The sequence below is a fragment of the Eremococcus coleocola ACS-139-V-Col8 genome (genome assembly GCF_000183205.1).
Taxonomy (GTDB): Bacteria; Bacillota; Bacilli; order Lactobacillales; family Aerococcaceae; genus Eremococcus; species Eremococcus coleocola.
On record NZ_AENN01000005.1, the window covers coordinates 41,510 to 61,615 of the forward strand.

14 protein-coding genes and 1 pseudogene are annotated in these 20,106 nt (G+C 39.7%); 2 read left to right on the plus strand and 13 right to left on the minus strand.

The features are described 5' to 3' along the window. Nucleotides 1-423 precede the first annotated feature (423 nt). On the plus strand, nt 424-3,066 hold the full coding sequence (gene adhE / locus HMPREF9257_RS01470) for a bifunctional acetaldehyde-CoA/alcohol dehydrogenase (protein WP_006417682.1): 2,643 nt from the start codon (nt 424-426) through the stop codon (nt 3,064-3,066). Between the two features lie 64 nt (nt 3,067-3,130). Here adhE and HMPREF9257_RS01475 read toward each other — a convergent pair whose 3' ends face one another. The 13 genes and pseudogenes from HMPREF9257_RS01475 to nagE form a co-directional block, all read right to left on the minus strand. Beyond that, a complete protein-coding gene (locus HMPREF9257_RS01475) occupies nt 3,131-3,574 on the minus strand; it encodes a GNAT family N-acetyltransferase (RefSeq protein ID WP_006417716.1) in 444 nt (147 codons plus the stop codon). Between the two features lie 42 nt (nt 3,575-3,616). Continuing rightward, complete coding sequence (rpiB, locus tag HMPREF9257_RS01480) at nt 3,617-4,054, minus strand: ribose 5-phosphate isomerase B (RefSeq protein ID WP_006417675.1); 438 nt, start codon at nt 4,052-4,054, stop codon at nt 3,617-3,619. Between the two features lie 34 nt (nt 4,055-4,088). Continuing rightward, nucleotides 4,089-6,092 carry a transketolase gene (tkt, locus tag HMPREF9257_RS01485; RefSeq protein WP_006417698.1) on the minus strand — a complete coding sequence of 668 codons (2,004 nt, stop codon included), beginning with the start codon at nt 6,090-6,092 and terminating at the stop codon, nt 4,089-4,091. A gap of 10 nt (nt 6,093-6,102) precedes the next feature. Beyond that, nucleotides 6,103-6,750: a fructose-6-phosphate aldolase gene (gene fsa, locus HMPREF9257_RS01490; protein WP_006417672.1), complete on the minus strand. Its 648-nt coding sequence runs from the start codon at nt 6,748-6,750 to the stop codon at nt 6,103-6,105. Between the two features lie 109 nt (nt 6,751-6,859). Continuing rightward, nucleotides 6,860-7,579, minus strand: a complete 720-nt coding sequence (locus HMPREF9257_RS01495) for an HAD family hydrolase (protein ID WP_006417703.1) — start codon at nt 7,577-7,579, stop codon at nt 6,860-6,862. A 157-nt stretch (nt 7,580-7,736) separates the two neighbouring features. Next, nucleotides 7,737-8,435, minus strand: a complete 699-nt coding sequence (locus HMPREF9257_RS01500; protein WP_040466626.1) for a Crp/Fnr family transcriptional regulator — start codon at nt 8,433-8,435, stop codon at nt 7,737-7,739. Nucleotides 8,436-8,586: 151 nt separating this feature from the next. Then, the gene (argS, locus tag HMPREF9257_RS01505; protein WP_006417666.1) at nt 8,587-10,278 is read right to left on the minus strand and encodes an arginine--tRNA ligase; all 1,692 of its coding nucleotides are present in this window, start codon (nt 10,276-10,278) and stop codon (nt 8,587-8,589) included. A gap of 302 nt (nt 10,279-10,580) precedes the next feature. Further along, a complete protein-coding gene (gene arcC / locus HMPREF9257_RS01510; RefSeq protein WP_006417663.1) occupies nt 10,581-11,522 on the minus strand; it encodes a carbamate kinase in 942 nt (313 codons plus the stop codon). 100 nt (nt 11,523-11,622) lie between these two features. After that, the gene (locus HMPREF9257_RS01515; RefSeq protein ID WP_006417674.1) at nt 11,623-12,966 is read right to left on the minus strand and encodes a M20 family metallopeptidase; all 1,344 of its coding nucleotides are present in this window, start codon (nt 12,964-12,966) and stop codon (nt 11,623-11,625) included. A gap of 102 nt (nt 12,967-13,068) precedes the next feature. Then, nucleotides 13,069-14,571, minus strand: coding sequence for a YfcC family protein (locus HMPREF9257_RS01520; protein WP_006417712.1), 1,503 nt, complete (start codon nt 14,569-14,571; stop codon nt 13,069-13,071). A gap of 169 nt (nt 14,572-14,740) precedes the next feature. Then, nucleotides 14,741-15,742: an ornithine carbamoyltransferase gene (gene argF, locus HMPREF9257_RS01525; RefSeq protein WP_006417710.1), complete on the minus strand. Its 1,002-nt coding sequence runs from the start codon at nt 15,740-15,742 to the stop codon at nt 14,741-14,743. A gap of 28 nt (nt 15,743-15,770) precedes the next feature. Next, on the minus strand, nt 15,771-16,997 hold the full coding sequence (arcA, locus tag HMPREF9257_RS01530; RefSeq protein ID WP_006417681.1) for an arginine deiminase: 1,227 nt from the start codon (nt 16,995-16,997) through the stop codon (nt 15,771-15,773). Nucleotides 16,998-17,408: 411 nt separating this feature from the next. Next, nucleotides 17,409-18,869: pseudogene (nagE, locus tag HMPREF9257_RS01535) on the minus strand (N-acetylglucosamine-specific PTS transporter subunit IIBC); the annotation flags it as partial. A 353-nt stretch (nt 18,870-19,222) separates the two neighbouring features. On the opposite strand from nagE, the gene HMPREF9257_RS01540 reads away from it, so the two are divergent. Further along, entirely contained in the window at nt 19,223-20,068 is an 846-nt protein-coding gene (locus HMPREF9257_RS01540; RefSeq protein WP_006417697.1) for a zinc ribbon domain-containing protein, read from the plus strand. Nucleotides 20,069-20,106 lie beyond the last annotated feature (38 nt).

Consider the following 20,106-nt stretch of genomic DNA (forward strand, 5'->3'; position numbering starts at 1 on the left):
AGAAATTTAGCCAAGTCCTAAGTCTCACTTTTGCATACATAAGTACTAAGTCTTGGACAAGCCTGTGACCTTGACACCTGATCAGGAAATTATCCAACCTGATCTTACCCTGCTTATTCCTTCCTAATGATCTGTTTCAAGGATTAGTAATAAAAACAATTTGCCATTCAAAAACACAATAAGATAAAAGTATCTGTGGGAATTTCTCGCAATAATTAATTAGTTATATTAGTCACAAAGTATTCTAAATAAAAGCTTTCAATATAAAATCCCTTTGTTTTAAAAGCGTTTTCAATAAAATTAATTAAAAATTATTTGTGATATTATTCACTTTTAACTTTACATATGCTTGTTTTTCTTGTATGATTACTTTGTAAAACAAATCACAAAGTTGCTGAAAATTAAAAATTTAGGAGGATTATTATGGTAGAACAAACCTTAGTCAAAGAAGAAAATAATGTTGAAGTTCAAGTGGATAACTTGGTCCAAAAAGCGCTCATCGCTCTAGACCAATTCCGCTTACTTAATCAAGAACAAGTAGATTATATTGTTGCTAAAGCTTCTGTAGCTGCCCTAGACCAACATGGTGTGCTCGCAAAACATGCTGTAGAGGAAACCGGTCGTGGTGTTTTTGAAGATAAGGCCACTAAGAACTTATTCGCCTGTGAACATGTGGTCAATCATATGCGGGGCCAGAAAACAGTGGGCGTCATCAATGAAAATAAGGCAACAGGATTAACCCTCATCGCTGAACCTGTGGGAGTTGTCGCTGCTTTAACTCCTACGACTAACCCAACTTCAACTGCAATTTTTAAAGCCTTAATTTGTTTAAAAACCCGTAACCCAATTATCTTTGGCTTCCACCCTGCTGCCCAAGAATCTTCTGCCCATGCAGCCCAAGTTGTCTATGAAGCTGCAGTCGCAGCCGGTGCACCTGAAAACTGTATCCAATGGATTCATGAACCATCCATGGATGCCACCAACGCTTTAATGAATCATGAGGGTGTCGCTACCATCCTAGCTACCGGTGGGAACGCTATGGTGAAAGCAGCTTATTCTTGCGGAAAACCAGCCTTAGGGGTTGGTGCTGGTAACGTACCTGCTTATGTTGAAAAGTCTGCTGACATCCGTCAAGCTGCTCATGATATTGTTATGTCTAAGTCATTTGATAATGGGATGGTTTGTGCTTCTGAACAAGCAGTAATTATAGATCATGAAATTTATGATGATTTCGTTAAAGAATTTAAGTCTTACCATACTTACTTTGTTAATAAGAAAGAAAAAGCCCTCTTAGAAGAATTCATGTTTGGCGCTAAGGCTAAGTCCAAAAATTGTGGTGAAGCTAAATTAAATTCAGATGTTGTTGGTAAACCTGCCACTTGGATTGCTAAAGAAGCTGGCTTTACCGTTCCCGAAGATACGAATATTCTTGCCGCTGAAGTGAGTCAAGTCGGTGAAGCCGAACCCCTCACCCGCGAAAAACTTTCACCAGTGATTGCAGTCCTTAAAGCTGATACTCAAGCAGATGGGATTGCTAAAGCCAAAGCCATGGTTGAATTTAATGGTTTAGGGCACTCCGCTTGTATCCACACCAACGACGATCAACTGGCCAAAGATTTTGGTGTCGCTGTTAAAGCCATTCGAGTGATCTGGAATGCCCCTACTTCATTCGGTGGTATCGGAGACGTTTATAATGCCTTTATCCCTTCATTAACCCTCGGTTGTGGTTCATATGGTCACAACTCTGTTGGCGATAATGTATCAGCAGTTAACCTCTTAAATATCAAAAAATTAGGAAAGCGGAGAAATAATATGCAATGGTTTAAAGTGCCTTCTAAAATATATTTTGAACGCAACGCCATCCAATATTTATCAACTATGAAGGGCGTTGAAAAAGTAATGATTGTCACAGACCCTTCCATGATGAAACTCGGTTTGGTCAATAAGGTAATTGACCAATTGCAAGCACGGTCAAATCAAGTAACCATCCAACTTTTCTCTGACGTTGAACCAGACCCAGATATCTCAACTGTGCGCCGAGGGGCTGAAATTGTCAAAGGTTTCCAACCGGATACCATTATCGCTCTTGGCGGTGGGTCTGTTATGGATGCGGCTAAGGTAATGTGGCTCTTCTATGAACAACCACAAATCGACTTCCGTGACTTAGTTCAAAAATTCATGGATATCCGTAAACGTGCCTTCAAATTTCCAGAACTCGGTGAAAAAGCTAAATACATCGGGATTCCTACAACCTCAGGTACCGGATCTGAAGTAACCCCATTTGCGGTCATCTCAGATAAGAAAAACCAACGCAAATACCCATTAGCAGACTATTCTCTAACTCCAACTATTGCGATTATTGACCCTGATTTAGTTATGACCGTGCCTGACTTTGTTACCGCTGATACCGGGATGGATGTGCTAACCCATGCCATTGAAGCCTACACTTCTACCTTAGCCAATGATTATACAGATGGTTTAGCCCTACAAGCTATTAAAATGGTTTTTGAAAACCTAGAGGAATCAGTTGCTGGAAATAGCTTTGCTGCCCGTGAAAAAATGCATAATGCTTCTACCATGGCTGGTATGGCCTTTGCCAATGCCTTCCTCGGCATGTCCCATTCTATGGCCCATAAAATTGGTGCTTTCCACCATACTGTCCATGGTCGGACCAATGCAATTCTTTTACCATATGTTATCCGTTACAATGGGACTAAACCTGCTAAAACTGCTACTTGGCCTAAATACAATTATTGGAAAGCTAATGAAAAATACCAAGATATTGCTAAACTAGTCGGACTTAAAGCAGATACCCCAGAAGAAGCTGTAATTAATTTGGCCCAAGCAGTTTATGACTTAGGTGAACGTGTTGGAATTGAGATGAACTTCAAAGCTCAAGGCATCAAAGAAAAAGACTTTATGGACAGCTTGGAAGAAATTGCTTATCTAGCTTATGAAGACCAATGTTCTCCAGCTAATCCACGCCTGCCAATGATTAAAGATATGCAAGAAATTATGACCAATGCATATTATGGTTACGCAGAAAAACCCGGCCAATATAAATAAGTTATCCTCCTAAAGGATATAGATACAAAAAAGGAATCGGCGCCCCACCGATTCCTTTTTAATTTTATTTAATTGTTTTATCAACTGTTACACATTCAATCCCATCTTCAAAATAATGGTCTGAACATTCTTGGTAACCTTGACTCTTATAAAAGCCTAGTGCACGCAGGTCCGAATGAATGATGAAATGATGATAAGCTTGGCTTTGGGCAAAGTCTTCCATCTTTGCTAAACAAAGGGCTGCAATACCTTGGTTACGGTAAGGTTTTAAAGTGGCAATCCGAGAGATCCGGAAATCTGGACCAGGTTCAGGGACATAACGGATGGTTGCCACTGGATTTAGACCATCAAAAGCCACAACATAATAAGTATCGTCCCCATCAAGACCATCAAATTCTTCATCCTCAGGGATTTCTTGTTCTCCCACAAAAACCTCTTGCCGAATTCTTCGACTCGGTTCAAACAATTGGTCACCCTTAGCAAACACTATACGAATATTATCTTTCATTCTTTTCCTTTCCTTGTGGATCGGGGAAAAAGAGTCCAATCCCTAACAAGATTCTCCTTCTAATTTATCTAAACGTCGTTGGTGACGTCCCCCTTCGAAGTCTGTCGAAAGCCATGTATCAACAATCATCTTGGCCAATTCATCACCAATCACCCGTGCCCCCATGCAAAGAACATTTGAATTGTTATGAGCTCGGGTCATTTTGGCTGAATACACATCATGAACCAATGCGGCCCGGATACCTTTATGCTTGTTAGCAGCAATGGACATACCAATTCCTGTACCACAAATTAAAATTCCCAGTTCAGCCTCTTGGACATCAAGTTTTTGACAAACTTGGGCAGAATAGTCAGGGAAATCCACTGAATCCAAACTATGAGTTCCTACATCTAAAAGTTCATGTCCTTGACTTTGTAAATGTTCTTTAATCATTTCCTTCAAAGAGTAACCACCATGATCAGATCCAATTGCAATTTTCATTTTTATTTCCTTTCCTAGAGACATCATTTAATTTTTAATTATCAAACTGAGCTAAATATTCAGATACGATATTATCTGCCGTAAAGCCATAAGAAGCAACCACTGCATCCCCTTTACCAGAAGCACCAAATTGGTCAATTCCTAAGACCTTACCATCTAGACCGACATATTTATACCAAGCGCTACTTGCTCCCATCTCAATGGCCATCCGTTTACGAACGCCATCCGGTAAGATAGATTCTTTATACTCTTCATCTTGTTGGTCAAAGATATTTTGAGCTGGCATCGATACAACCGCCACATCATGGCCGGCAGCTTTTAACATAGCTTGGGCTTCGATGGCTAAGGAAACTTCAGACCCAGAAGCAATTAGAATACCTTGGGCTTGGTCTCCCGCTTGAGCAGAGACTACATAAGCTCCACGACGCACACCCTCTTCTAAGACTTGAGCCTCTACTGGAAGTAATGGCAAGTTTTGACGTGATAAAACTAATAAGCTTGGACGGTCTTTACTTTCTAAGGCAATTTTCCAAGCCGCAAAGGTTTCATTGGAATCAGCTGGGCGGAGAACGTTGAGGTTAGGCATGGCTCTAAAGGCTGCCAAATGTTCAACAGGTTCGTGGGTTGGGCCATCTTCCCCTACTGCGATGGAATCATGGGTCAAGACAAAGATTGAAGGCGTTGACCCTAAAGCTGCTAAGCGAATCGCCGCCCGTAAATAGTCAGAGAAGACGAAGAAGGTACCTCCAAATACTCGGCTACCGCCATGGAGGGTAATCCCGTTTAATATTGCACCCATAGCAAATTCACGGACCCCAAACCAAATATTCCGTTGGTCACGTGCTTCTGGCATAAAATCACCCGAAGCATCGATCATGGTCTTGTTAGAGCCTGATAAGTCAGCTGAGCCACCCCATAAGTATGGGATGCCTTGGGCTAAGGCTTGGATAGCCTTGCCAGAAGAAGCCCGGCTAGCCATATCTTTTTCACCTTGAGCTTGATACGTTAAGTGGGCGTCATAATCTTTAGGAAGGTCGCCCTTGAACGCTAAATCAAAGAGTTTAGCTTTTTCAGGCTCAGCTTTTTGGTAGGCTTCATAAAGGTCTTGCCATGCTTGGTAGGCTTTTTGCCCCCGTTCAAGGACATGTTGGTCAAATTGTGCTTGACTCACTTCAGGGACGGTAAATTCAGCTTGGTCATAGCCATAAGCTTGACGGGTTTGGGCCCAGGCATCGGCACCGAGAGGCGAACCATGGACGGCTGAAGTCCCTTGCTTAGGTGAGCCAAAGCCGATGACCGTCTTAATTTCAATTATAGATGGTTGTCCCTTATGATCTTTAGCCGCTTGAATCGCATCAGAAATAGCTTGTAAGTCATTGCCATCCGTAACTTTTTGATAATGCCAGTGCATGGCTTCAAAGCGTCCTTGAATATCTTCATTAAAAGCTAGGTTCAGGTCGCCATCTAAGGAGATATCATTTGAGTCATAGAGGACGATTAACTTATCAAGGGCTTGACGTCCTGCTAAGGAAGCCGCTTCATAAGAAATCCCCTCCATTAAATCACCATCTCCTACCAGGGTATAAGTATAATGGTCAATCATTGGAAAGTCTGGCGTATTATACAAGGCCGCCGTATGCGTTTCGGCCATAGCTAGACCCACAGCTTGGGCTAAACCTTGGCCCAAAGGACCCGTAATCACTTCGACTCCATCTGTATGTCCCACCTCAGGGTGACCGGGTGTCTTGGAACCCAATTGGCGAAAATCTTTTAAATCATTGATTGAAACGTCAAAACCAGACAAATGTAGTAATGAATAAAGCAGGGCAGAGCCATGACCCGCTGATAAGACAAAGCGATCACGGTTAGGCCAGTTTGAGGCTTTAGGATTAACATTCAGATGGCGGGTCCACAAACTATAAGCCATCGGTGCAGCTCCAAGGGGTAACCCAGGGTGACCTGAATTCGCTGCTTCAATTTGGTCAATACTCAAAGCACGCAAGGTGCTCACTGCCAGTTGGTCTTCTTTTGTAAACATATACTTCCTCCTAACGATTTTGGAAAGCTTCCCAATCCTTTAAAAAGTCCTTAATCCCATTATCAGTCAAAGGATGTGACCAAAGTTTCGGGAAGAGACTGCCAGGAATGGTAGCAATATGGGCACCGCAACGGGCCACTTCTTGTAAATGAGGTGCTGTCCGAATACTTGCCGCAATAATTTCAGTGTCAAAACCATAAAAATCAATGATTTGTCGTAAATCCGCAATCAATTGATAAGCATCGGTGCCAATATCTTCCAATCTTCCCACAAACGGGCTGATATAAGTTGCTCCAGCTTTCATGGCAAGTAAAGCTTGGGTCACACTAAAGATTAAAGTCACATTAGTTTTAATACCTTCTTGTGACAAGATATGAACGGCCTTCAAACCTTCTTCAGTCATCGGAATTTTCACCACAACATTGTCAGCCCATTGAGCTAACTTCCGTGCTTCTTCCACCATTTGATCCGCTTCTAAGCCAATCACTTCGGCTGAAACCGGTCCAGGCACCAAGTCACAAATTTCTTTAATGACTTCTTCAAAATCACGCCCCTCACGCGAAATAATTGTGGGGTTAGTTGTCACGCCATCGACCAAACCTAAGTCAACAATCCGTTTAATTTCATCAATATTTGCAGTATCCAAGAAGAATTTCATAGAGGACCTCCTCAAAATATTTTGTTTATACATCTTATTTTAAGCCAACCTTGCTTCCATTTCAATCTCAAGCAAGCAAGCTTACAAATTTACTCAAAAAGTTTGGCTTTTAAGCCTCTAAAACATGGTGGTTAACCCAATTCAATACCTCTTCATCTGTCTCACATTCAAAGTTATGAATAGGACCCTGATGAGGTGGCAGCGGACGTCTTCGGTGGTTAAACCAAAGTGTCTGCCAGCCTGCTTTGGCGGCCCCCATCATATCATTAACATAAGCGTCACCGATATAGAGCGTTTGACTTGGTTCAAAGTCCCAAATCTGGCTCGCTAAGTTGAACAAACGGGGGTCTGGTTTGTGGTAAGGGGTGGAACCACTGATTAAGAGGTGTTGGCTATCGAAATACTTCTCCAAGGCTAAGCCCTTAATCTTTAAGGACTGGTGGTCTACCTCACCGTTAGTAAGCACAGCACGCGGAAAATTTGTCTCTAGCAAAAGCTCCAGTAGCTGTTGCATATATGGAAACAAGCGAATCCGACCTAAAGCAGCTTGGTAGTCTGCCTTAAAGGCCCGAGTTTGGTCAGCTCTTAAGTCGATATCGGTGAAATGAGCCAACATGTGTCCTAGCCGATAGTGGTCATAGTCAAATTGAGACCAATTTTCTTGATAAGCTTGGTGAAAAGCAAGGTCTGAATAATAGCGATATGTATCAAACATCACTTCCGTCTTTTGCCCATTTATTGATGGAAAATTCTTGCTGATAGCCTCTTTAAAAGGACTTTGTAAGTCATATAAGGTATCATCCACATCAAATACGATTGCAGTAATCATTGTTTTCCTTTCTGATTTAGCTTTAATCCAATCGGCCCAAGAAACTAAGGAAAAGGCTAATCAAAATCAAGACCTTAATTACTCACAGAAAGGCCGGTCTAGTTATTTTGATTGGTCTGATTAAATATCTATCAAAATTATAATTATTTAAAATAATTTAATTGAACATGAGATTATTAAAATAATCTGGCTTCAGGTAATAAATACCCTGACGGGTAAAATTAATCAACCCTTCCTTATGGATCTGCTTGACCACCTTCCCCGCTGTTTCACGGGTAGTCCCCGCTACCTGAGCTAACTCATTAATGGTCAGGGGATGCAAAATCACCATTTTGTCTTTTTGGGTGACACCCATATCATACATCCAAATAGCAAGCGCCTGGACGACTCGGTCAGAAGCTGATGGGGTGGATCCCATTTGAATTCGTTTCTCTAAGAAGACTGAAATATTTGACAATTTTTTAAACATATAAATTAATAAATCCACATTTGAAGTCATAATTTCTGTCATAATATTATTTGAGATCATCATTAAGTCAACATCGGTCCGGGCATAGGCTGTATAGCCATAATTCTGCCGGTCAAGTGACTCTGAGTAAGGGAAGTAATTATGTTCCTGAACATAATCAACATAGGTATAGTCTCCCGATGAATTGGTGGTCTCTAATTTGATTAAGCCTTTAAGTAAATAATAGGAAAACATTTTAGGATCTTCCTGGAAGAAAAGAATTTGTCCTTTACGGTATTGATGAATAACGACATTCGATTTAAAATAATTTAACTCTTCTGTTGAAAAACATTTAAAAAATTCGTGATGTTCCAATTCTTCAATATATGACTCTAATTCACGATTCATTGGCAACCCTTCTTTCCCTGCCATTAACAGTTACATTCACCCTTTTTAATACTAAGTAAGGGTATTCACACTTCCCATTCTAGCACAATTTTTTATTAAAATAAATGAGACCCTAGCAGAACTAGGGTCTCATTTATTTTAATAATTTTAATTACATGTTTTCTGGTGCTTCTACACCTAATAAACTTAAACCATCTTTTAAGACAATTGAAGTTGCTTTAACTAATGCCATCCGTGCTGCTAATTGATCATCATCATTTAATAGACGTACATTTCCATAGTATTTGTTAAAGGCTTGAGCTAATTGAATGACATAACGGGCAATCATAGAAGGTTCATATTTTTCAGTGGCGGCCACTAAAGTATCACTATATTCAGCTAATTTCTTAATGACTGCCCAGGCATATTCATCGGTCAATTCATAGATTTCATCTGCCTTTAATTCCTTACCATATTTTTCAAGTAAGGATTTAGCCCGCGCATAAGTATATTGAACATAAGGACCTGTTTCACCCTCAAATTGAACGACTTCAGATAATTTAAAGTCAAAGGAGTTCATCCGGTCTGATTTCAAATCGTGGAAAATAACCGCACCGACCCCAACTTGTCTAGCCACTTCTTCTTTGTTTTCTAGGTCAGGATTCTTAGCTTCAATTTGTTCTAAGGCTAATTCCATGGCTTCATTCATTACGGCTTCTAGTAAGACAATTTTACCTTTACGGGTTGATAATTTCTTACCTTCCAAAGTAATTAAACCAAAAGCAATATGAACCATATCATCGGACCAATCGTTACCCATCCGTTTAAGGATTGCTTTTAACTGTCTAAAGTGGTTGGCTTGTTCATTCCCCACAATATATAAACTCTTAACGAAATTATAAGTTTCTTTACGGTAGTAGGCAGTGGCAATATCCCGGGTGATATAAAGGGTAGCACCATCAGAACGTTTTACTAGAGCAGGTGGTAATTCTTCATCGTCAAGATAAACTAAGGTTGCTCCATTTTCAACGGTTGAAATACCCTTATCTGCCAAGATTTGTAACTTATCTTCCATCTTGTCATTATAGAAGGATTCACCGGTATAATGGTCAAAAGAAATCCCCATTAAGTCATAGACTTTTTCAAATTCTTTAATGGATTCATCTTTGAACCAGGTCCATAGTTCAGTCATTTCTGGGTCGCCATCTTCTAATTTCTTAAAGGCAGCCCGACCTTGATCTTCCAAAGAAGGATCTTCTTCAGATTTTTCATGAAATTCAACATATAGTTTTACTAATTCATTCACAGGATCTTTACGGACAGTGGCTTCGTCACCCCAACCCTTATAGGCTACGATTAATTTACCGAACTGAGTTCCCCAGTCACCTAAGTGGTTTACTGATACAGTCTTATAATTCATCTTTTGATGCATTAGATCAAGCGAATTACCAATAACCGTTGACCGTAAATGCCCCATTGACATAGGTTTAGCAATATTTGGTGATGAATAATCAAGTACAACAGTGCCACCATGACCTAGGTCAACTTCACCATAATGACTGTCTTCTTTGATAACTTGAGAAATAATCTCATTTGATTTTTCTTTACGGTTTAAGAAGAAGTTAATATATGGTCCAACTGCTTCAACTTTGTCAAAATGAGCACCATCAATTTTTTCAACTAATTCTTGGGCAATTAAATTCGGGGCTTTACGGAAAGCCTTAGCCAATTGGAAAACCGGAAAGGCTAAATCACCATGTTCAGCATTTGATGGTTTTTCAATTAATTGTGCAATTTTCTCTTCATCTAAATGTTCACCCACAAGCGGGCTCAAAGCCGCAACTACGATTTGTTTATCTTCCATACTTTCGATTCTCCTTTTCAAATAAAAAACGCCTCCAGAAGCTCTGCTCCTAGAGGCGTATTAGACATTTACTAATACACGGTACCACTCTAATTGAACAGGCATCGCTGTCCATCTCTCTTTGCTAACGGAGATATCTCCGGACCAGGCTACTTAAGTTCACCCAATCTGTCTTAGAAAGTGCGGTTCAGTTAAATCATCGTGTTGGCTTCCATCATCCCAACTTGCTAGTAACGAAGTTTTTCAACTTACTCTCTTTCCGTGTTTAAAAATTTATGTGTTTGATTATAACATTTTAATTTTTACTTTTCAATGATTGTTCCAGCATCTGATTCAATTAATTGTTCTAAGTTTTCTAAAGAAGTAATTACTGCACGACCATTGTCAGTTTCTTCTACGAATTTAATGGTTGCTTCAACCTTAGGTAGCATTGAACCTGGGGCAAATTGATCTTGACCCATATATTCTTTCATTTCTGCAACAGTAACTTTTTCTAATTTAGCTTGGTCTGGTTTATTGAAGTTTACATAAACATAATCAACTCCAGTTAGAACGATGAACATATCAGCGCCTAAGTCAGCAGCTAATTTTTGAGAAGCGAAGTCTTTATCAATTACGGCTTCGACCCCGACTAATTTACCGTCTTCTTCAATAACTGGCACACCGCCACCACCGCCGGCTACGACTACGTGGCCAGCGTCAACTAAAGTACGGATTACTTCTAGTTCTTTAATTCCAACTGGTTTTGGTGAGGCCACCACTTTACGCCAACCACGACCAGCATCTTCTTTAAATGTCGCATTAGATTTTTCCATTTCGGCTTTGGCTTCTTCTTCAGAATAGAAAGGTCCGATTGGTTTAGATAAGTTAGTGAAGGCTGGGTCATTCTTATCTACAATAACTTGAGTCACGACTGAAGCGACAGATTTATCAATATTTAAGTCTTTTAAAGCATTTTGTAAAGCATTTTGTAACCAATAACCGATTGAACCTTCGGTCATAGCCACTAATGAATCTAATTCAAAAGCAGGGTTCTTTTCTGAATCAGCTGCAATATTTTGTAATAATAGGTTACCAACTTGAGGACCATTACCATGAGTGATAATTAATTCATCCCCATTTTGGATTAATTTTACTAAGAATTCAGCAGTTTGTTTCAAGGCATCTTTTTGAGCTTGAGCCGTTGGATTATCAGTAAGAATGGCATTTCCACCTAGAGCAACAACAATTTTACGATTAGACATAGATACACTCCTTTTTCTTTTTTTATCAGCTTACCTAGACATTGTCTATTTTACAATTGGACAATCTCACAAGATAAGTGATTCTATTTAGTTAAAGTAACTAAGCTGGGTCACTGGCTAATTCTTTGACCGCATGGGCATAGATTTCCATAGCATCATAGAAATTTTCGACTGAAATATATTCATCAATTTGATGTTCCGTAACCGCCGCTCCCTTAGTTTGAGCACCGAAGGCCACACAATTTGGCATGGTTCGAGCAAAAGTTGCACCGCCTGATGAAATAGGCTCAGTCATATCACCCGTTAAATCACGGTAAACTTCCAATAAAGTATTTACCAGTGGACTATCAAGGGGAACATAAAGTGAATTTAGATAGTCAAATTCTTGATATTCGAAATCATATTCAGCAGCTGCTTTAGCTAATTGATCAACTAGTAGGTCTTTATCAGCAGTGACTGGAATCCGAATATCGAGCCCAATTCGACTTTCATCTTCATTAATAATTAATTTAGATAAATTAACCGTTAAAGGACCTGACATTTCATCTTCGACTTCCCCAAAAATTGGTTTGGCATAGCCTGTTTCATAGAATTTATCTTTAATCAGTTTAAAGGCAGGATTTTCTGGAAATAATTTTTCTAAAGCTAGGGCTAAACGAATAACCGCATTCGTACCTTCATAAGCATCCTTAGCATGGACTGATTTTCCTAAAACGACAATTTGTCTTGCTTCTTCCGTATATTCAAAGCCTAATTGATCTAAGGCTGCTTTGACCGCATCCATCTTATCGCCTTGATACATGGCCTTGGCCGGTACAGCATTAAAAGCACGGTCATTATTGAGGGTAAGATCATTAGAACCAGGTCCCACCAGATAAGCTTGAAGTAAGCCTTTTTCGGCATAGGTTAAAGGAAAGGCTGAATCTGGGGCGAAGCCATAAGTAGCTTGTTCCTCAATTTCACCATAACGGGCCATGCACCGCCATAAAGTTTCTTCATCGGTTCCGAAAATAAACCGAACCCGTTTGTTAAACTCATAACCTTGGTCCATTAAGGCTTTAACCCCATATAAGGCTGCCACTGAAGGCCCTTTGTCATCTTGGGTTCCACGACCGTATAACTTCCCATCGCTTTCAACCATTTCAAAAGGATTATGGGTCCATTCAACCAAATCTTCAGCAGGTACTACATCTAAGTGACAAAGGATTGCAAGTAATTCCTCCCCTTGACCAATTTCAGCGTAGCCATAGTATCCTTGAGGATCGATAAAGGTTTTAAAACCTAATTCTTCACAGGTATCTAAAGCTATTTCCAAAGCTTCTTGAATATGACGACCAAATGGTGTTTTATCATCTGTTTCATCACACACAGATGGTACGGCAATCCAGTCCTTTAACACTGCTTTTGCTTGAGACTGTACCTTACTTGTCAAGGTATATTCCACGATTATATCAACTCCTTTAAATGAATGAGAGCGAGCAAGAAGCGGAATCTAATATTCTTCTACTTCTTGCCCGCTCCCATTGTGATTCGTATTATACACCGATTAGAACATTGAACCAATCACTAAGAGAATGATTGAAACTACGAAGACAGCAGCTATTAATTTAGCCACAAACTTCCACCAAGTACCCAACTCAATACCAGCAATGGCTAAGGCACCCACAACGACACCTGAAGTTGGCGTAACTAAGTTAACGATACCAGCAGCGGTTTGAAAAGCAGTAATAACGATATCTTTACCTACACCGGCAAAGTCACCTAGAGGAGCCATAATACCCATGGTAGCCGCAGCTAAACCTGAAGTAGATGGAATTAAGAATGACATTGGGATGTAGAACAAGAAGGTAATAACCGTGAACAGACCTTTAGATAAACCACTCAAGCCAACTTCACCCCAGTGAAGAACAGTAGCGGTAATTAAACCATCATTCATTACTACTTGGATACCACGAGCGATGGCACAGATCAAGGCAACAGTTAGTAAGTCACCCATACCTGCAATGAAGACATCAACAAAACGTGATTCGCTAATACCGTAAATAGCCGCGATAATGATTGACATAATGAAGAATAGAACGGTAATTTCAGTCAAGTACCATTGACCTAAAGGTAAGGAAGACTTACCAACTAAAGTACCTAAGACTGGCGTATTTAAAATTCCTTCATGAATTGAATCAAAGATCGTATGATCAAGTTTCAAGACATCGGCCCAAGGAATGAGACCAAGAATCATAATTACAAAGGTTAAAGCGAAGACCCAAAGGACAGATTTTTGTTTACCAGACATTTCAGGAATATCTTCTTTAACTTTGAATTTTTCTTTATCAGCTTCTAAGTGATCATAGATTAAGGAATTCTTTGGATCAGCTTGGACTTTCTTAGCATAATTAGAGACAAAGTAAGCCCCCATAATATAAGTCACAACTAAGAATACTAACCGTAGACCAATCCCTTCAGCAACTGAAATACCCGCCATACCAGCCGCAACCCCGGTTGCAAATGGGTTGACCGTAGAAGCAAGTACCCCTAAACCAGAACCAACAAGAACCACGGCGACTGCAACTAAGGCATCCATACCCACAGATACCATCAATGGTATTAAGATTGGATAGAAGGCAATAGTTTCTTCTGCCATACCATAACTAGTTCCCCCAAGGGCAAAAACAGCCATCAAGATCCAAATTAAGGTATTCATGGAATCTTTCCGGTGTTTAATGAGGGTGGCAATCCCTGCATCAATCGCACCTGTTTCAGTAACTACACCCAAGAAGCCACCAACGAAGAGGATGAAAAGGGCAACTTGGATGGCACCATCCGTTCCTTCTTTACCTAACATCCCGTAAGCAGGGGCAGCAAATAAGTCCCAAAGCCCTTGTTTATTAGATTCAACCGTATGGTAGGTTCCTTGAATAAAGTTACCTGCATCATCTAAATCGTATTGACCAGCTGGAATAATCCAAGTCAATACAGCCACAATTGCGGTAAGAATAAATAAAATTGTAAATGAGTTCGGCATTTTAAATTTTTTCTTTGTAGTCTCTTCCATTTTTACACTCCTTTTTTTATATATTTTTGATCAAATAAAGAAAACAGAGCCAGAATTGTCATTACATCCGCACAATCCTGGCCACTGTTGGTCGTAATCACAAACTAAATGGGTATTCAGTTTTTTGATTAACTTACTTATTAAATTTTAAGGGAGAGAGAGTATAGACTTATACTTTAGGAATAAACAAGTTACCATTTGTAGCAGCCATGATGGCTTTGATTGAGTGCATACGGTTTTCTGCTTGTTCAAATTGACGAGCTTGAGGGCTGCGGAATACTTCGTCCGTAACTTCCATTTCTTCTACGCCAAATTTTTCAGCAACATCTTTACCATATTTTGTTTCAGTATCATGGAAAGCAGGTAAGCAGTGTAAGAAGATGTAATCACCTTTAATATGGCTTACAAGTTCTTTATTAATTTGGTAAGGTTTCAATAAGTTAACCCGTTCTTCGAACTTGTCTTCTTCACCCATTGATACCCATACGTCTGCATATAGAGCATCAGCATTTTCAACCGCTTTAACAGCATCATCTGTCACAGTTACTTTCGCACCTGATTTAGCTGCATATTCTTCAGCCATTTTCACTAATTTTTCATCTGGGAATAAGCTCTTAGGTGAAGCAATGGTTACATTTACGCCTAAGATCGCACCAGTAACTAATAGGGAGTTAGCTACGTTATTACGGCCATCACCACAGTATACTAAAGTACGGCCAGCTAATTCACCAAATTCTTCTTTCAAAGTCATGTAGTCGGCAATCATTTGAGTTGGATGCCATTCATCAGTTAGACCATTCCATACTGGAACACCAGCATATTTACCTAGGTCTTCAGCCATTTGTTGGCTAAAGCCACGGAATTCAATACCATCAAACATTGAACCTAAAACGATAGCAGTATCTTCAACAGATTCTTTTTTACCTAATTGGATATCGTTAGCACCTAAGAATTCTGGAGCAGCACCTAAATCGTTAGCAGCAACAGTGAAGGCAGAACGTGTCCGAGTTGAAGTTTTTTCAAATAGCAAAGCAATGTTTTGGCCTTTCATGTATTCATGAGGAATACCACGTTTTTTAAGATCTTTCAAATGGATGGAAAAATCAATTAGGTATTCTAGTTCTTCACGACTGAAGTCGATTTCTTTTAAAAAGTTTTTTCCTTGGAACATATAGTCACTCTCCTAGTATTAGATTTGATTAAATATCTTCACGATATAATGGCATTGACATACAACGTGGGCCACCACGACCGCGAACCAATTCGGATCCACGTAATTTAATTAATTTCAAGCCATATTCTTCAAGGACCTTATTGGTTACAGTGTTACGGTCATAAACCACAACCACACCTGGAGCGATAGTTAAGGTATTAGAACCATCATTCCATTGTTCACGTGCTGCAGCAACAGGGTCGCCACCACCACAACGGATTAGGTGAACTTTTTCAACACCTAAAGCGTCTTGTAAGATAACGTCTAATTGGTCTTCACGTTCTACAATATTAACAGTGCCGTCTTCGTTAGGAGTTAGATCCCAAACTTTTAAGCCACCTTCGATTTCTGGGTGAATCGTGAATTTATCATAGTCAACCATAGTAAATACGGTATCCAAGTGCATGAATTTACGGTTTTCACCAATTAAGAAAGCTAAGATGCGTTTGAAGCCAGTTTCTTTGAATAGACGGTTAGCTAATTTTTCGATTGAACGAGCATCAGTCCGTTGAGAAATACCAACTGCTAAAACATCTTTAGAAAGTACTAATTCGTCCCCACCTTCGATCCGAGTAGCTTCTTCACGGTTGTAGAAGCGGTCTACTGCGCCATTACCATATTCTGGATGGTGGTCGAAGATATATTTACCATATAAGGTTTCACGGTTACGAGTTTCTGAATACATATGATTCAAAGTTACACCATGAGCCATCGTTGCAAATGGGTCACGCGTGAAATAAAGGTTTGGCATTGGATCTACGATAAATGGATAGTCTGTTTCGTATTTATCTGATAATGAAGTACCAGACACATCTGGCATTTCAGTTTTACGGAAACCTTCCATTGTCTTAAGCACCATGTCAAAGGTGTCAGGGATAGCTAATAAATGATCTTTTAAAGCTTTTAACATAGCATCAGATTGAACACCTGTTTCAGCTAACCATTCATCTACAAATTGTTCTTTAACATCAGCTGCGTCAATTGCATCTGCAACTAAACGTTCTAGATAAAGAACTTCCACCCCATTTTCACGTAATGCATCTGCAAATGCATCATGTTCTTTTTGCGCATCCTCTAAGAATGGAATATCATCGAAGAGTAAACGCGGAAGAAAGTCTGGTACTAAATTTTCCAACTCTTTACCAGGGCGGTGTAAAACCACTTTCTTCAACTTACCAATTTCGGAGAAAACTCTAATAGGTCTTTCTGTCATATTATCCTTCCTTTCTGTTCTCTCTTTGATGTCTATAATATATCACCCCTTTGTAATCGTTTCCTTTACGGAATTAACAAGAGCTCTGTGAATTCCTTGGACTTAAGAATGTGATGAATCTCTCATTATGAGAACGTTTTCATATTCTTGATAACAGAAAGTGGTTTGCAATAGGCTTTAGCTAGGTTGAGCAAATCAGGGCCAAGAAAATATGAGAGAGCTAATCACTAGAAATTAATAATTTTTTTATAAAATTCTTTTTTATTCCCTTAAAATTGAGCATATGTAAGTCAAAATAAGCTTGTTAAAGGTAAAAAACTCTAATAAGTAATTTTCAACATGGGCTTGTTAATCTACCATCCACTACTTACTAGAGTTTTTCTATACTTCTTTTAGCTATTACATTTTTACCAGATCTTCCATGGCATCTGCTACTTGTTGAACCGTGGTACCAATAATCACTTGGACATTGTTTTTGTCAATCACATTGATACCCATGGCACCAGCTGCCTTGATTTTTTCTTTATCAACTAAATTGGAATCTTTCACTTGAAGACGTAAACGGGTAGAGCAATTATTGATCACATCAACATTTTCTTTACTCCCAATGGCTTCAAGGATCACAGAGGCTTGGCGGGCTTCTTTGGTATCGGCTAAACCAGCACTTTGTTCAGAAATATTTGACTCAGTTAGGTCGGCCCCACCAACAGGACCTTTACGACCTGGAGTAGCAAGGTCAAATTTCTCAATCACAAAACTAAAGACCAGATAATATAAGACGGCTACGACTAATCCTTGCAAGATCAGCATCCATGGATGATTAGCCATCGGCACTTTTAATGACAGGAGAAAGTCGATTGCCCCAGCTGAGAAGGCGAAACCTGCAGTCCAATGCATTAAAGCGGCAAAAGCTACAGAGACTGCGGTTAAGGCGGCATGGACTAAGTATAGTACTGGCGCCACAAACATGAAGGAAAATTCAATTGGTTCAGTTACCCCAGTCACAAAGGCAGCCACACCAGCGGCTAAGAATAAAGACATAACTTGTTTCTTGTATTCAGGCGCAGCTTTCCGGTACATAGCATAACAAGCTGCAGGCAAACCAAACATAAAGACAGGGAAGAATCCAGCTTGATACATCCCAGTAATTCCTTTGGTTCCTTCATTGGCCCAGAACTTACCAATGTCATTAATACCAATCAGGTCAAACCAGAAGACATTGTTTAAAGCATGGTGTAAACCAGTTGGAATTAAAAGACGGTTGAAGAAGGCATAGATACCAGCTCCAAGCCAACCCATTGAAGAAATAGCTTCACCAAAGGAAGTTAAACCATCAAAAACGAGTGGCCATAAGAATAAAAGAACCAAAGCAGCAAAGGAAGAGAAAATCCCAGTTAAAATTGGGACTAAACGGCGGCCAGAGAAGAAAGCAAAGGCTTCTGGCAACTTAGTCCGATGAAACTTATTGAAGGTTTCTGCCGCAATGATACCGGCAATGAGCCCGAAGAAGACATTACCATTTCCAACCTTAGCAAAGGAAGCAGATACTTCTTCCACTGGAATTGATTTCAGCTGAGCAACTGCAGCAGAACTAAGTAAAGTTGTCATCGTAAGGAAAGAAACCAAGGCAGCTAAACCAGCAGCTCCATCTTTTTCCTTGGTCATACCAATCCCAACCCCAACTGCAAATAAAATACCCATATTATCTAGGATAGAGCCCCCGGCTTTAACTAAAAATGCTGCGATGACATTTTCGCCCCCCCAACCAGCAGGGTCAATCCAGTAGCCAATCCCTAACATTAAGGCAGCTAATGGTAGTACAGCGACCGGTAACATCAAAGACCGACCAATTCGTTGTAAATAACCTTTCATAAAAAGCACCTCTTTCATACAATTACAATAATCAATAGAATAAGAGCAATAAAATATAATAAATCTGGCAGAAATTAATAAGTTGATTTAAACTCCCTTCTCTATTATTAAGGCTTATTAAAACTATTATAAATGCTAATAGGCAGTCTTTTGTAAGCCTTTCCACCTGCCATTTTCATTATAGAAAACGGCATTATAAATGTCAATATTGTCTATAAAATTACTGACACCTGCTTTATTTTCTAAAAATTAACTTTAAAACTAGAAATCGTAGACTTTTTTATGAATTTTTGCTTATTTAATACGAAATTTGATATGATAACGGTAATAAAAGTAAGAGACGAGGTGACAGAATGACTTATTGCCCTAAATGCGGCCTGAAATTGGAAGAGGACTTCCATTATTGTCCTCAGTGTGGCTATGACTTAAGCCAAATCGATTCATTGCAAGACACCATTAAAATAAAAGGACCCCTTACCGATTCAAATAATATGGCTCCAGCTAATGATTCCCATGTCCATTTGAATCATTATGATGATGATGACCCTGACTTAACAAGGACTGAATACCCAGAAGAGGATGCTCTTTTCCTAGAGGATGACCCAACCGATTCGCCAAACTCCCGCAGTCACCGTCACACCCATTATGCCCCTGACAAACAATCAATTATCCGCCTAGGCAAACTCAATATAGCCATGTTTCTGGCAGCGATGGTAACTATTCTGGGAATCATTTTACCGAATTTTCTAAACCTTACCCCTCTCTTGGAGAAAATTGATACCCTCAGCGCTTATGGGTATGACACCAGTACTTGGACGCGCTTGGTCAATAACCATACTAGTCTCCAAGACTTAATTCTTAACTATCAAAACCTGGCCCAACTTTATCACGGGATACAAGAATTCCTAGGCTATACGGTTCAAGTTCAATCCCTTCCTTTTGTCCGTCCAATTACTCAAGGATTATTATTAATTCCTATTCTATTTATGCCCTTAGCCATTTTCCGTCACCGGCTGGCTCGGAAATTAAACTTATTTCTTGCCTTGGCTGAAGTTGTCTTAACACTTGGGCTTGCTTATTTCTTTTATCCAGTTTTCCAAAATCTTAACCTAAGTTTAGGCATAGCTGCCTACCTATTCTTTGCGGGCTTAATTGCCATGTTAGTCTTGGCTAGCATACGCCTATTTAGCCAAGGCTAATTTATTATTAAAACCTATATAAAGAACCCCAAAACTTG